At 68.0% G+C, this 12,770-nt stretch carries 14 protein-coding genes; 5 read left to right on the top strand and 9 right to left on the bottom strand.

Features of this window, described 5'->3' with window-relative positions; genetic code table 11:
- Positions 1 to 69 precede the first annotated feature (69 nt).
- Complete coding sequence (locus OM960_RS06360) at positions 70 to 834, bottom strand: HpcH/HpaI aldolase family protein (protein WP_264771399.1); 765 nt, start codon at positions 832 to 834, stop codon at positions 70 to 72.
- Between the two features lie 4 nt (positions 835 to 838).
- Positions 839 to 1,276 (bottom strand): type II 3-dehydroquinate dehydratase, encoded by a 438-nt coding sequence (gene aroQ / locus OM960_RS06355; RefSeq protein ID WP_264771398.1) that lies wholly within the window; start codon positions 1,274 to 1,276, stop codon positions 839 to 841.
- Positions 1,277 to 1,548: 272 nt separating this feature from the next.
- Here aroQ and OM960_RS06350 point away from each other — a divergent pair, with 272 nt between their 5' ends.
- Positions 1,549 to 1,782 (top strand): EF-hand domain-containing protein, encoded by a 234-nt coding sequence (locus tag OM960_RS06350; protein ID WP_263333044.1) that lies wholly within the window; start codon positions 1,549 to 1,551, stop codon positions 1,780 to 1,782.
- A gap of 111 nt (positions 1,783 to 1,893) precedes the next feature.
- Here the strand turns inward: OM960_RS06350 and OM960_RS06345 are convergent, their stop codons facing one another.
- Positions 1,894 to 2,508, bottom strand: coding sequence for a LysE family translocator (locus tag OM960_RS06345; protein WP_264771397.1), 615 nt, complete (start codon positions 2,506 to 2,508; stop codon positions 1,894 to 1,896).
- Positions 2,509 to 2,601: 93 nt separating this feature from the next.
- On the bottom strand, positions 2,602 to 3,132 hold the full coding sequence (locus OM960_RS06340) for an RNA polymerase sigma factor (RefSeq protein WP_263333040.1): 531 nt from the start codon (positions 3,130 to 3,132) through the stop codon (positions 2,602 to 2,604).
- Positions 3,133 to 3,391: 259 nt separating this feature from the next.
- Here OM960_RS06340 and OM960_RS06335 point away from each other — a divergent pair, with 259 nt between their 5' ends.
- On the top strand, positions 3,392 to 3,634 hold the full coding sequence (locus tag OM960_RS06335) for an EF-hand domain-containing protein (protein ID WP_263333038.1): 243 nt from the start codon (positions 3,392 to 3,394) through the stop codon (positions 3,632 to 3,634).
- Positions 3,635 to 3,711: 77 nt separating this feature from the next.
- On the opposite strand, the gene ilvN is transcribed toward OM960_RS06335, so the two are convergent.
- The 3 genes from ilvN to OM960_RS06320 form a co-directional block, all read right to left on the bottom strand.
- A complete protein-coding gene (ilvN, locus tag OM960_RS06330; RefSeq protein ID WP_263333036.1) occupies positions 3,712 to 4,272 on the bottom strand; it encodes an acetolactate synthase small subunit in 561 nt (186 codons plus the stop codon).
- A gap of 66 nt (positions 4,273 to 4,338) precedes the next feature.
- Positions 4,339 to 6,093: an acetolactate synthase 3 large subunit gene (locus OM960_RS06325; RefSeq protein ID WP_263333254.1), complete on the bottom strand. Its 1,755-nt coding sequence runs from the start codon at positions 6,091 to 6,093 to the stop codon at positions 4,339 to 4,341.
- A 348-nt stretch (positions 6,094 to 6,441) separates the two neighbouring features.
- The gene (locus OM960_RS06320; RefSeq protein ID WP_263333034.1) at positions 6,442 to 7,362 is read right to left on the bottom strand and encodes a calcium/sodium antiporter; all 921 of its coding nucleotides are present in this window, start codon (positions 7,360 to 7,362) and stop codon (positions 6,442 to 6,444) included.
- 319 nt (positions 7,363 to 7,681) lie between these two features.
- On the opposite strand from OM960_RS06320, the gene OM960_RS06315 reads away from it, so the two are divergent.
- Positions 7,682 to 8,131 carry a DMT family transporter gene (locus OM960_RS06315; RefSeq protein WP_263333032.1) on the top strand — a complete coding sequence of 150 codons (450 nt, stop codon included), beginning with the start codon at positions 7,682 to 7,684 and terminating at the stop codon, positions 8,129 to 8,131.
- 186 nt (positions 8,132 to 8,317) lie between these two features.
- Here OM960_RS06315 and OM960_RS06310 read toward each other — a convergent pair whose 3' ends face one another.
- Entirely contained in the window at positions 8,318 to 8,962 is a 645-nt protein-coding gene (locus OM960_RS06310) for a response regulator transcription factor (protein WP_263333029.1), read from the bottom strand.
- Positions 8,959 to 10,389, bottom strand: a complete 1,431-nt coding sequence (locus tag OM960_RS06305; RefSeq protein ID WP_263333027.1) for a cache domain-containing protein — start codon at positions 10,387 to 10,389, stop codon at positions 8,959 to 8,961. The genes OM960_RS06310 and OM960_RS06305 overlap by 4 nt, the downstream gene beginning before the upstream one ends.
- Positions 10,390 to 10,629: 240 nt before the next feature.
- Between OM960_RS06305 and OM960_RS06300 the strand changes: the two genes are divergently transcribed.
- Both OM960_RS06300 and OM960_RS06295 read left to right on the top strand, forming a co-directional pair.
- Positions 10,630 to 11,721, top strand: a complete 1,092-nt coding sequence (locus OM960_RS06300) for a TRAP transporter substrate-binding protein (RefSeq protein ID WP_263333025.1) — start codon at positions 10,630 to 10,632, stop codon at positions 11,719 to 11,721.
- Between the two features lie 107 nt (positions 11,722 to 11,828).
- On the top strand, positions 11,829 to 12,755 hold the full coding sequence (locus OM960_RS06295) for a TRAP transporter small permease subunit (RefSeq protein WP_264771396.1): 927 nt from the start codon (positions 11,829 to 11,831) through the stop codon (positions 12,753 to 12,755).
- Positions 12,756 to 12,770: the final 15 nt, after the last annotated feature.

Raw genomic sequence — 12,770 nt, 5'->3', positions numbered from 1 at the left:
CGGGGCGCCGCCTCGGGGGGCATCGAGCCCCCGCTCGGCGGCCGGGCACCCGGACCGGGAGGCGGTGCGTCAGGCGCGGAAGGCGCTGGCGAGCGCGTCCGCGGCCCGGACCAGCAGGCGCATGTCGATCCCGGTGGCGACGAAGCGGGCACCGCGGTCGAGGCAGCTGCGCGTGAAGGCGGCGTCCTGCGAGAGGAGCCCGGCGGGCACGCCGATCGCGCCGAGCCGGTCGATGGCGTCGAGGATCGCGTCCCGCACCTCGGGGTGGCCCGACTGGCCGGGATGGCCCATCGAGGCGGCGAGATCGGCGGGGCCGATGAAGACCGCATCCACCCCCTCGGTGCCAGCGATGGCTTCGAGCCGGTCGAGCGCCGCGGCGGTCTCCACCTGCAGGATCAGGCAGATCTCGGCATCGGCCCGCGCCACGTAATCGGGCACCCGGCCGTAGCGGGCGGCGCGGGTCGTGGTCGCGACCCCGCGCAGCCCGCGCGGCGGGTAGCGCACCGCGGCAACGGCGGCCTCGGCCTCCTCGCGGTTCTGGATGTAGGGCAGGAGCAGCGTCTGCGCGCCCTGGTCGAGATGCCGCTTGATCAGCGCGGTGTCGTTGACCACCGGGCGGACGAGGCAGTCGGTCGGGTAGGGGGCCGCCGCCTGAAGGAGCGGCAGCACCTCGGCGACCTCGACCGAGCTGTGCTCGGTGTCGAGCACCATCCAGTCGAAGCCCGCCCCGGCGAGGGCCTCCACGGCCATCGGGTCGGGAATTGTCGACCAGATGCCGAAGAGCGGCTCGCGGCCCAGCAGGCGGCGCTTGAAGCGGTTCTGCGGCAGGTCCACCGGCTCAACCCTTCGTCAGCCGCGCCACGCGCTCGACGGCGAATGCGTAGCCCTGGACGCCGGCGCCCGCGATCACCGCGTCGGCGCGGCCCGAGACGTAGGAATGGTGGCGGAACGTCTCGCGGCGATGGATGTTGGAGATATGGACCTCGACCACCGGACCGGGAAAGGCATTGAGCGCGTCGAGAATGGCGATCGAGGTATGGGTGAAGGCGCCGGGGTTGATGACGATGGCCAGAGCGGTCTCCCGCGCCTCGTGAATCCAGTCGATGATCTCGTATTCGCGGTTCGACTGGTGGCAGACGACGTCGAGCCCGTGCGGCTTCGCGGTCGCGACGCAGAGCGCCTCGACATCGGCCAGCGTCTCGCGGCCGTAGACCTCCGGCTCACGGGTGCCGAGCAGATTCAGGTTGGGTCCATTGAGGACAAGGATGGGCTTCATCGGTCCGGGTCTTTCGCTCAGGGCACGGTTTCGGCGATGATGGGCGAAAGCCCGCCGGCCCGCAACCGGGAGCGCGCCGTGCCACGGCTGGTGATTCCGAAAGGCCGACACGATCGGGAAAGGGTCAGCGGCGCCGTCTCGCCGGTGTGATCACGCGGCTGTGAGTGGTGATGCGTGGCACTTGCGGGAACGGGCGGGAGAGGTCAAATAACCGCAGGTGGGTCTTGAACCACCGATTCTAGGGCGTCCGCCCTAACCTGGAGAGCAAGCAGATGAAGAAGTTCGTTCTGGCCCTTGGCGCGATCGCCGCTTTCGCCGCCGCCGCGAACGCCCAGACCACCGTGACGGACACCGACGGCAGCGGTGCCTACTCGATCGAGGAGCTGACCGCCGCCTATCCGGACCTGACCGCCGAAGTCTTCGCCACGATCGACGTCAACGCCGACGGCGTGGTCGACGCGGACGAACTGGCCGCCGCCCGGGAAGCCGGCACGCTCGCTCCGTAAGCCGCCGAGATTTCGGCATCTGGAACAGCCCCGGGGTTTTCCCGGGGTTTTCTGCGTTAGACTGGTGGAAGCGCGACCCGCAGCAGCCCGCACCGCGGCGCAAGGCCCCCGTCAGCGTGCCACGGCGACCGCGACTCCCGCTCCGACCATCGCTCCGCCCGCAATGCGGTTCTGCCGCCGCACGCTTTTCGGCGTGCCGAGCGTCCGGCGGATGCGTGCGGCCAGCACGACATGGCTGCCGATCACGACCACTTCGACCGCGACGATGAGAGCCGCGAGTTCCGCGACTTGCGTCCAGGCCAGCGAGGGGCCGACAACGTTCGGCAGGAGCGCCACGTAGAAGAGCGGCATCTTCGGGTTTCCGAGGTTCATGGCAACGCCGGTCATGAACAGGCCGCCGAGCCCCCTGTGCCGCGTCGAGGGACGCGCCTCCGGCGGGACCGGCGCGGCTGTCCAGAGCCTGACGCCCATCCAGACCAACCAGGCCGCCCCCAGGTAGCGCAGCACGGCCATCACGCCGCCCATGCCGGCGGCGGCAGCGGAGAGGCCGAACGCCGCCAGCACCAGAAAGGTCAGGATGCCGACAACCGTCCCGGCGCCGTAGGCGATGCCCGAAGCCGCCCCGTGCGAGATCGTGCGGGCCGTGATCGTCAGGTTGTCAGGGCCCGGGCTGGCTGCGAAGACGAAGAACGCGGCGGCGAAGGCCAGAAGAACGGTGAGATCCAAGGGCGAAGGTTCCTCGGGGGGCACCGGGCCATTCTGCCCCCGATCCCGGCCGGCATCCAGAGGGATCCGTCGTCGTCCGCCGCCACGCCCCGGTCAGGCCGCATCCTCGCCGGGCAGCAGCGCCGCCGCTGCCGGCCCGCGCTCTGGCAGGCCGCAGTCGGCCCTGAGCCGGGCCCGGCCACGCGCGAGCCGCGACATCACCGTGCCGATCGGCAGCGCCTCGGCCACGGCGATGTCCGCATAGCTCTCCCCCGCCGTCGCATGGCGCAGGATCAGCCTGAGCTCCGCATCGGGCAACCGCGCCAGGGCCGCGGCGACCTCGCGCAGGGCGATCCGGCGCGGCGCCTCGGGCGGCGCGGAGGGCTCGGGTGCCTCGGCCAGCGCCACGGACGGCGGCCGCATGCGCCGCGCGAGGTTGCGGGCGGCGGTCATCAGGTAGGGCTTCAACTCTTCGATCCCGTCGCCGGTGGCCATCCGGCTCCAGACCCGGAGCAGGGCTTCCTGGGCGAGATCCTCGGCCGCGGCCGGATCTCGCACCAGGCGTCGGGTAAGGCGGCGAAGTTCGGGGATGAGCGCCTCGAGCGCCGGGGCAGGCCCGCGCTCCGGGTGTCGGGAGTGTGACATGACGATCTCCTTTCCCCATCGAGATTGGGCCCCCCCGCGACCACCGCAAGCCGGGGGATTCCGCCGATCCGGGCTCCGCCGCCGGTACCGCGGATATTCCGGCGGCTTCCCGCGTGCGCGGCGGGTGCGGATGGGCGGTCCTCCGCGCGTCTCCCGGTGCCGGCGTTCCGGCCGGGAATAAACGCGCCGCCCCGGCGTCCTGTCATGTGAGGGCGGCGCTATGCCCCCTCGCACAACGGACGATCAAGGAGATGATCCGATGAAGAAACTGGCTTTCACCCTCGCGCTGGGACTGGCTTCCACAGGAATGGCGCTGGCGCAGGGCCTGACCGACATGGACGCCGACGGCAGCGGGATGCTGTCGCTCGAAGAGCTCCAGTCGGCCTATCCGGACCTGACCGAAGAGGGGTTCGCCGGGATCGACGCGAATGCCGACGGCTCCGTCGATGAGGCAGAACTGACCGCCGCCACCGAGGCGGGCACGCTCGCGACGGGAGGCTGAGCCGTCCGGCGCGGGGCCCCGGCCGATCCCTTTCCCCAGCCGTTCGCGCCGGGGCCCCGTTCGCCTCCGATTCCGTCTCAGGCCCCGCGCGCCAGTGCCGCCACTCCGGTCCGCGCCACGTCGACCAGCCCGAGCGGGCGCATCAGTTCGGCGAAGGCATCGATCTTCTCGGGCGTGCCGGTGATCTCGAAGACGAAGCTCTCAAGCGTCGAATCGACGACGTTGGCACGGAAGATGTCGGCGAGCCGCAGCGCCTCGACCCGCTTCTCGCCCGCGCCCGAGACCTTGAAGAGCGCGAGCTCGCGCTCCACGCTCGGCCCTTCCACGGTCAGGTCGTGGACATCGTGGACCGGCACCAGCCGGCCGAGCTGCGCCTTGATCTGCTCGATCACCGGCGCGGTGCCGGTGGTCACGACGGTGATCCGGCTGCGATGACCCTCGTGGTCGACCTCGGCCACGGTCAGGCTCTCGATGTTGTAGCCGCGGCCCGAAAAGAGCCCGATCACCCGCGCGAGCACACCCGCCTCGTTGTCGACGAGCACCGCGAGCGTATGCGTCTCCATCACCTCGGCGAAGGGATCGCGCAGGTCATAGGCGGAATGGCTAGTCGAGCCCTTCTTGATCTTCAGTGCGGACATGCTGCCCCCTGCTTCTTCATTGTCCAAATACCCTGGGGGTCCGGGGGCAAGGCCCCCGGCCGCCCGTCACACCAGAACCGCGCCGCCGGCCTGGATCGCGCCCTCGGTCGAGGCGTCGCCCAGGAGCATCTCGTTGTGCGGTTTGCCCGACGGGATCATCGGGAAGCAGTTCTCGTGCTTCTCGACGAGGCAGTCAAAGAGGACCGGCCCGTCATACTCGATCATCGCCATGATAGCGTCGTCGAGGTCCTTGGGGTCCTTGCACTGGATGCCCTTCCAGCCGAAGGCCTCGGCGAGCTTGACGAAATCCGGCAAGGACTCCGACCAGGAATGCGAATAGCGCTCGCCGTGCAGGAGCTGCTGCCACTGCCGCACCATGCCGAGCCGCTCGTTGTTGAGGATGAACTGCTTCACCGGGGTGCGGAACTGGGTCGCGGTGCCCATCTCCTGCATGTTCATCAGCCACGAGGCCTCGCCTGCGACGTTGATCACCAGCGCGTCGGGATGGGCGATCTGAACCCCGATCGAGGCCGGGAAGCCGTAGCCCATGGTGCCGAGCCCGCCGGAGGTCATCCAGCGGTTCGGAGCCTCGAAGCCGAGAAACTGCGCCGCCCACATCTGGTGCTGGCCGACCTCGGTCGTGATGTAGCGGTCACGCCCCTTGGTCAGCGCCTCGAGCCGTTCCAATGCATATTGCGGTTTGATGACTTTGTCGGAGTTCTTGTAGGTCAGGCATTTCTTCAGCTTCCACTGCTCGATCTGCCCCCACCACTTCGCAAGGCCCTCCTTGTTGACCTTGCGCCCGCGCGATTTCCAGACCTTCAGCAGGTCCTCCAGCACATGGCCGACATCGCCGGTGATGGCGAGATCTACATGGATCACCTTGTTGATCGAGGAGGGGTCTATATCGACATGCGCCTTCTTCGACTTCGGCGAGAAATCCGCGATCCGCCCGGTGATCCGGTCGTCGAACCGGGCGCCGAGGTTGATCATCAGGTCGCAGTCATGCATCGCGAGGTTGGCCTCGTAGAGCCCGTGCATCCCGAGCATCCCGATCCAGCCCTTGCCGGAGGCCGGGTAGGCGCCAAGCCCCATCAGCGTCGAGGTGACCGGGAAGCCGGTGGCATCGGCCAGCTCGCGCAGGAGCTGGCTCGCGCCGGGGCCGGAATTCACGACGCCGCCGCCGGTGTAGAAGATCGGCCGCTCGGCGGTCTCGATCAGCTCGACGAGTTCGGTGATCTTCGCCAGATCCCCTTTCACCTTGGGCTGGTAATGGCTGGCCACGGCCTCGCGCGGCCCGCGATAGGTGCCGGTCGCGAACTGGACGTCTTTCGGGATGTCGACCAGAACCGGGCCCGGCCGGCCCCTGGTGGCGACATGGAAGGCCTGGTGGATCGTCTCGGAAAGCTTCTCGGTGTCCTTCACCAGCCAGTTGTGCTTGGTGCAGGGACGGGTGATGCCGACCGTGTCGGCCTCCTGGAAACCGTCGGTGCCGATCATGAAGGTGGGCACCTGGCCGGTGAGCACGACGAGCGGGATCGAGTCGAGAAGCGCGTCGGTCATCCCGGTGACCGCGTTGGTGGCGCCGGGGCCGGAGGTCACGAGAACCACGCCCGGCTTGCCGGTTGAGCGGGCATAGCCCTCGGCCATGTGCACGGCACCCTGTTCGTGGCGGACAAGGATGTGGCGGATGTCGTTCTGCTGGAAGATCTCGTCATAGATCGGAAGTACGGCGCCGCCGGGGTAGCCGAAGACCACATCGACGCCCTGGTCCTTGAGCGCCTGAACCACCATCTTCGCACCGGTCATCTGCCGCGACATTGTCCGCATCTCCATCATCTTCATCTTCGTCCGCGCGTCCCCCGGGCGCGGAACCGGTTCCCACTTCCGCTGGGGACGCGTCGGCAACAAAAAGCCCCCGAGTGTCTTCGGGGGCGCATGGGAACCGTTATGGTCAACCGTTACCGGCCCATGCACCCTGTCCTAAGAAGTACGAGGATCGACATCATGTCCCCCGGGGCCCCAATGCTGCTGCGCGGCGGACATTAGGCAGGCTTCATCGGGCCGTCAACCGGCAAAATTGGCAAGAAAGTGTCGCTGGGCGACATTTCTTGATAATTTTATTTCGCTGAAGGCCCTTCGGGGCGAAAGAAACGCGAATCTGTCCGGCTAGCCCAGGCCGAGGAACCCGACATATCCCGCATATCCGGCTAGGAGCGCCCCGCCGCCGAGCCGCCCGACCCGGCCGGCAAGTGCTGCGAAGCCCAGCATCGCCAGCGCCGCGGCGAGCGCCAAGCCCATGTCGAGCCCGGCGAAGCGCGCCTCGACCGGGATCGGCGTGACGGCGGCGGTGACACCGAGAATGCCGAGGATGTTGAAGACGTTCGAGCCGAGGATGTTGCCGACCGCGATCTCGGGGTGACGCCGGATCGCGGCGATGATCGCGGTCGCGAGTTCGGGCAGCGAGGTGCCGATCGCGACGATGGTGAGGCCGATCACCGCCTCGCTGACGCCGAAGGTCCGGGCGATCTCGGTCGAGCTGTCGACGAGGAGCCGCGCCCCGACCATCAGCACGACAAGCCCGCCGAGCGCGAAGGTGAGGCTCTTCCAGAGGGGCCGCACCACGATCCCGTCCGCAGGCGCGGAACTTCCCGCGGCGCCTTTCAGGCAGAGCCACAGATAGCCGGCCAGCGCCGTCACTAGCATGAGCCCCTCCCAGCGCGCGACCGTGCCGCCCGCCAGCATCAGCCACAGGACCAGCGTCGCCCCGATCATCACCGCGAAGTCGCGCCGCATCTCCGTGAGCCGCATCGGCACGGTGGTGATCAGCGCCGAGAGCCCGAGAATGAGAAGGACATTGGCGATGTTCGAGCCGATGACATTGCCGAGCGCCAGCGCGGGCGCGCCCGAAAGCGCCGCCTGGAGCGAGACCAGAAGCTCGGGTGTCGAGGTGCCGAAGCCGACGATCGTTAGGCCGATGACCAGGGGCGGTATGTGCAGCCGCTGCGCCACGCCGACGGCGCCCCGTATCAGGAACTCGCCGCCAAGAAACAGGCCGACGAGGCCCGCCACGAACATCACATGGGTCAAGATCGTCTCCCGCTCCGGTCCCGCTCTAGATCGGATCGGAGGGCGGATTTGCAAGGGGAGGAGGAGTCGATAATGACCCTTCGCCATCGAGCGCCGCTCCATCCGCATCGTCCTTTCTCGGTCAGAGGACCGATAGTGGTGCCGAGGGCGAGATCCTGGCCAATTGGCGGCCACCCTCAGCTTTCACACCGGCCGGGCGGAGGCGAGGGGGCGCGCACCGAAGCCGGCACCACGGCGCGAGCAAGGCTCTCCGGCGGTGGACAACGGCGGCGGCTCTGCCCAGTATCGGCGACGATCGGGATCGGAAAGGACGGCGGCAATGACGGTTGAGACTGTGCGTTACGCGGCGATCATGCTCGTGGCCGGGATCGGCATTCCGGTTCTGGCGGCGCTCAACGCCCAGCTCGGCGCCCGCATCGGTTCGCCCGCGGCGGCGGCCACCGTGCTTTTCGCCGTGGCCTTTGCGAGCACCGTCGCCGTGCTCGCGGCGACCTCCGGTGCGGCGGCGCTGGCCGCGGCTCCGGCCCAGCCGAAACATCTCTTCCTCGCGGGACTGCTCGTGGCCTTTTACGTCCTGTCGATCACCTGGGTGGCGCCGCGCTTCGGACTCGGCAACGCTATCACATGCGTGCTTCTCGGCCAGCTTGCCGCGGCCGCGGTCATCGACCAGTTCGGACTGATGGGGGCGATCGTGCGCGAAGTGACGCCGATGCGGGCGGCGGGCCTTTGCCTCATGGCGGCGGGTGTCTTCCTGACCCAGCGTGGTTGACGGCGGACAGGCGGGAGAGGGGGCTTTCCGCCCCCTCTTGGCCTTGCGGCCAATTCACCCCCGAGGATACTTGGAAAAAGGTGAGGCAGCGGGTTTCCACAGGGTCGGACCATCTCCGCCAGCGCCCCGGCCGCGGAACGCGGCCCCCGCCCGAGGGGGGCTCGATGCCCCCCGAGGCGGGGCCGGTCAGAACCCCTTGCCGGTGCCCTGCAGCACGCCGTGCTCCATCGCGTAGCGGGTGAGGCCCGCCGTCGTCGATATGCCGAGCTTGCGCTTGATGTTCTTGCGATGGGTCTCGACCGTGCGGACCGAGATCTCGAGCTCGGCCGCGACATCGCGGTTCGACTTGCCCTGCGCGAGTTCCAGAAGGATCGTCTGCTCGCGGTGGGTGAGCGGTTCGCGCCCGTCGGCGGTGCCGGGCGTGAGGCTCGCCGTGGCGCCGGTGCAGAGGTAACGTGTCCCCCCCATCAGCCGGTCGATCGAGGTCTTGATCTCCTCGACCGGCACGTCCTTCAGGAGATAGCCCATCGCGCCGTGCCGGAGCGCGGTGGAGATGTACTCGGGGCTGTCGTGCATCGAGAGGATCAGGATCCGCGTGTCCGGATCGCGCTCCAGAAGGATCTCGGTCGCCGAGAGCCCGTTCACCTGCGGCATGTTGAGGTCGAGAAGGATCACGTCCGGCGCGAGCTCCGCGGCGCGGTCGATCGCCTCCTGGCCGTTGCCGAGGGTGCCGACGACCGCGATATCCTCGTAGGTCTCGAGGATCGCGCGGATGCCCTCGGCCACCATCGGGTGATCGTCGACGATGAGAACGCGGGTCGGTTCGGTCATGCACTGTCCTTCCGTTTGGCCGCCTGTCCGGCGGGCGGCAGCATGTGGGAGAGCGGCACCTGGGCCTCGATCACGGTGCCGTCGCGCGAGGACAAGATGCGCAGCGTGCCGTCGAGCTGCTCCATCCGCTCGGCCATGTTGCGCAGGCCGAGCCCGCCGCCATCGTCCGCGCGCATCGGGGCCATGCCGCGCCCGTCGTCCTCGATCCGCATCATCGCGCCCCGCTTGTGGCCGCGCACGACGAGCTTCACCTTCGTCGCGCCGGCATGTTTCTCGACATTGGTCAGCGCCTCCTGGGCGATCCGGTAGAGCGCGATCTTCGCGTCCTGGTCGAGGCGGTTGCGGAACACCACGGTCTCGAACTCGGTCGCGATCCCGGTGCGCTTGCCGAACTCCTCCATGAGCACCTGCAGCGCCGGGCCGAGGCCGAGATCGTCGAGGACGCCGGGGCGCAGGTCGCGGCTGATCCGGCGAACCTCGGCGATCGCGCCGCTGAGGTGTTCGATCCCGGTCGAGAGGCTTTCGGCCGCGCGGGCGTCGCCGAGGCTGAGGCGTCGCCGCGCGAGCTCCAGCGCGTAGCGCACGCCCACGAGGAGCTGGGAGATCGAATCGTGCAGCTCGCGCGCGACCCGGCCGCGTTCCTCCTCCTGGGTGTCGACGATGCGCTGGGTGAGCTGCTTGAGCTTGGCGTCGGCCAGCCGCCGTTCGCGCACCGTGATCGCGGTGCCGGAGGCAAAAACGAAGAGCACCGCGCCGAGGGCGATCGCGGCGATCCAGCCGAAGGTGCGGGCGATCCGCGCCTCGGTCTCGGCCCGGGCGGTGGCGACCGATTCCAGGACGTCGTCGAGAAAAACCCCGGTGCCGATCGCCCAGCGCCAGTCCTGCAGGCCAACGACATAGGAGACCATCTGCGTTTCCTCGCCGGTCGAGGGCTTGGGCCAGACATAGGCGTGATAGCCTCCGCCCTGGCGGGCGATGCGGATCAGCTCGTCGACGACCGGCTGTCCCTCGGGATCACCGAGCCCCGCCCAGTTGCGGTTGATCAGCCAGGTCTGGCGCGGCGCGACGAGGTTGGTGCCCTCGTAGTCGTAGACGAAGAAATAGCCGTCCTGGCCGTAAAGCATCGCCGCGAGGATCTGCGCGACCTCGGTCTTGGCGGCCTCGTCATCGGGCAGGGCGTTGCCGTAGATGAAGCCGAAGGCGGTGCGGGCGAGGCTGATGTAGTTTCTGAGCTCTTCCTTCTTGGCGGCGATGAGCTGGTCCTCCAGCACCTCGATCTCGCGTTCGGCGAGCGCGCGGGACTGGTTGGCGACGAGGATCGCGATGGCGGTGGCCGCGACGACAAGGGGCAGGGTGGCCAGAAGGTAGACCTTCTGGCCGTAGTTGAGGCTCAACGCCCGCCGTATCGCGGTCCATCCGCCGCGCATCTGTCCTCGCCCCTTCGGTGTCGCGTCCGAATCTGGCGGCAGGATGGGCCGCGCGGGGCCGGGGCGTCAATTCACCGTGCCAAAGGCCGCCGCCGGACCGTTGAAATTTTCTGTCACAAAGTGTCTGTTTCTACGCAGTAATCGGTATTCCCATGACGAAAAGAGCGCTCTAGTCTCCCCTCAGTTGCAATGATCCGCCCGGTTCCAGAGCGGACGCCAGACAGAGAGGATTGACCCCGCATGGATCGTCGTTCGTTCCTGACCAAGGCCGCTGTCGGAGGCACTGCCGCCGCTGCCGCAACCACCCTTGCCGCGCCGCTTTACGCGCAGGGCAACCGCACGCTGACGCTGGTCACGACCTGGCCGCGCGGCTTCGCGGGTGTGCACGACGCGGCCCAGCGCTGCGCCGACATCATCACCGGGATGACCGATGGCCAGCTCACCGTCGACCTCAAGGCCGCGGGCGAGCTCGTGGGGGCCTTCGAGGTCTTCGACGCGGTGACCTCGGGCCAGGCCGACATGTATCACGGCGCCGACTACTACTTCGTCGGCCAGCATCCGGGTTACGCCTATTTCACCGGCGTGCCGATGGGGATGGTCTCGCAGGAACTCGCGAACTGGTACTACCACGGCGGCGGCCAGGAACTGCACGACGAACTCGGCCAGATCTTCGGCCTGAAGTCGTTCCTCGCCGGCAACACCGGAGCCCAGTGCGGCGGCTGGTTCCGCCAGGAGATCAAGGGGCCGGAGGACTTCAACGGGCTCAAGTTCCGCATGCCGGGCCTCGGCGGCGAGGCGCTCGGCAAGCTCGGCGCGAGCGTCCAGAACCTGCCGGGCGGCGAGATCTACCAGGCGCTCGCCTCGGGCGCACTCGACGGCACCGAGTGGATCGGGCCCTGGGCCGACGAGAAGGCGGGCTTCCAGGAGATCACCAAGTTCTACTACACCGCGGGCTTCCACGAGCCGACGGCGGGGCTTTCGCTGGCGATGAACCGCGAGGTCTTCGACAGCCTCACGCCGGGCCAACAGAAGATCTACGAGATCGCCTGCGGCGAGGCCCACCAGTGGAACCTTGCGCAGTTCCTCGCCAACAACTCGGCCGCGCTCGCGCGTCTTCAGGCGGCCGGTGTTAAGACGCTCACGTTCCCGGACTCGGTCTGGGACGCCTTCGGCAAGGCCGCGAACGAGGTTCTGACCGATCCGACCCGGATGAGCGACGAGCTCTACAAGAAGATCTACGACAGCTACATGGCCTCGATGCGGGCCTCCTCGGCCTGGGACAAGCTGTCGGACGGCGCCTATACCGCGCAGCGCGACCGGGTGCTCGGCTGACGCCGGCCCGGTTCACCACCTGAAAACGTCTCCCGGCCGTTTGGCCGGGGGATTTGCTCCGAGAAGGCGCGGGAACGCGCCCTGGGGCGCCATCGAGGGGGGAGAGGATGGTCGACGCCATCATATGGGTCTTCGCCAGTATCCTGGGCGCATTCCGGGATGTCGCCTACGCGGTCAGCCATCCGCAGGAATGGCTGGCCTGGCTGCCCTACATCAACCAGACGATGCCGACGCCGGAGGTGAAGGAATCGCTGATGCGCTTCATCTATTACGGCGCGTCCAAGGAGCTGTTCTTCGTCCTTCTCACGCTTTTCCTGATCCTGACCGCGGTCGGGCTCTGGCGGCGGCCGGTGATGTGGGCCTATGTCCGCGGGCTCGAATGGTTCGCCAACGGCCTCGGCCGGCTCGTGGCCTGGGCCGGGCTGATCATGGTGATCCAGCAGATCGTCATCGTCTTTCTGCAGCGCATCTTCCGCGTCGCCACGATCGAGCTCGGCGCCTTCGGCATCGGTTTCGAGAAGGACCTGTCCTGGTGGTCGGAGGAGCTGAAGCTCTACAACGCGATGATCGTGGCGCTCTGCGTCACCTACACATTCGTTCAGGGCGGCCATGTCCGGGTCGACCTGATCTATGCCGGCGTCTCGTACCGCACCAAGAAGGCGATCGACATGTTCGGCTCCTTGTTCTTCATGATCCCGGTCGCGACGCTCACCTGGCTCTTCGCCTGGTTCTTCTTCTGGCGGGTCATGGTCGTGCCGAACACCTCGGCTTCGGACAGCCTCGACAAGCTCCTCCTGAAGGCGCGCGCAGTGCGCTGGAACATCGAGACGATCGGGTTCAGCCCCAACGGTTTCGACGCCTATTTCCTCTTCAAGCTCCTGATCCTGACCTTCGTGGCGCTGACTTTCCTGCACGCGCTGGCCTTCTTCTGGCGCAATCTGCTGGAGTTCATCGAGGGACCTGCGGCGGAGGGCAAGCATCTCGACAAGGATACGCTCGGGCAGGGCGAAGAAGCCTATGAAGGCACGCATTAAGGGGCAGGGGACCAG

The organism is Defluviimonas salinarum, from assembly GCF_026013545.1.
In the GTDB taxonomy this organism is placed as follows: Bacteria; Pseudomonadota; Alphaproteobacteria; order Rhodobacterales; family Rhodobacteraceae; genus Albidovulum; species Albidovulum salinarum.
Note: the sequence above shows the minus strand (reverse complement) of the source record. Positions and strands in the feature narration are given on the sequence as shown.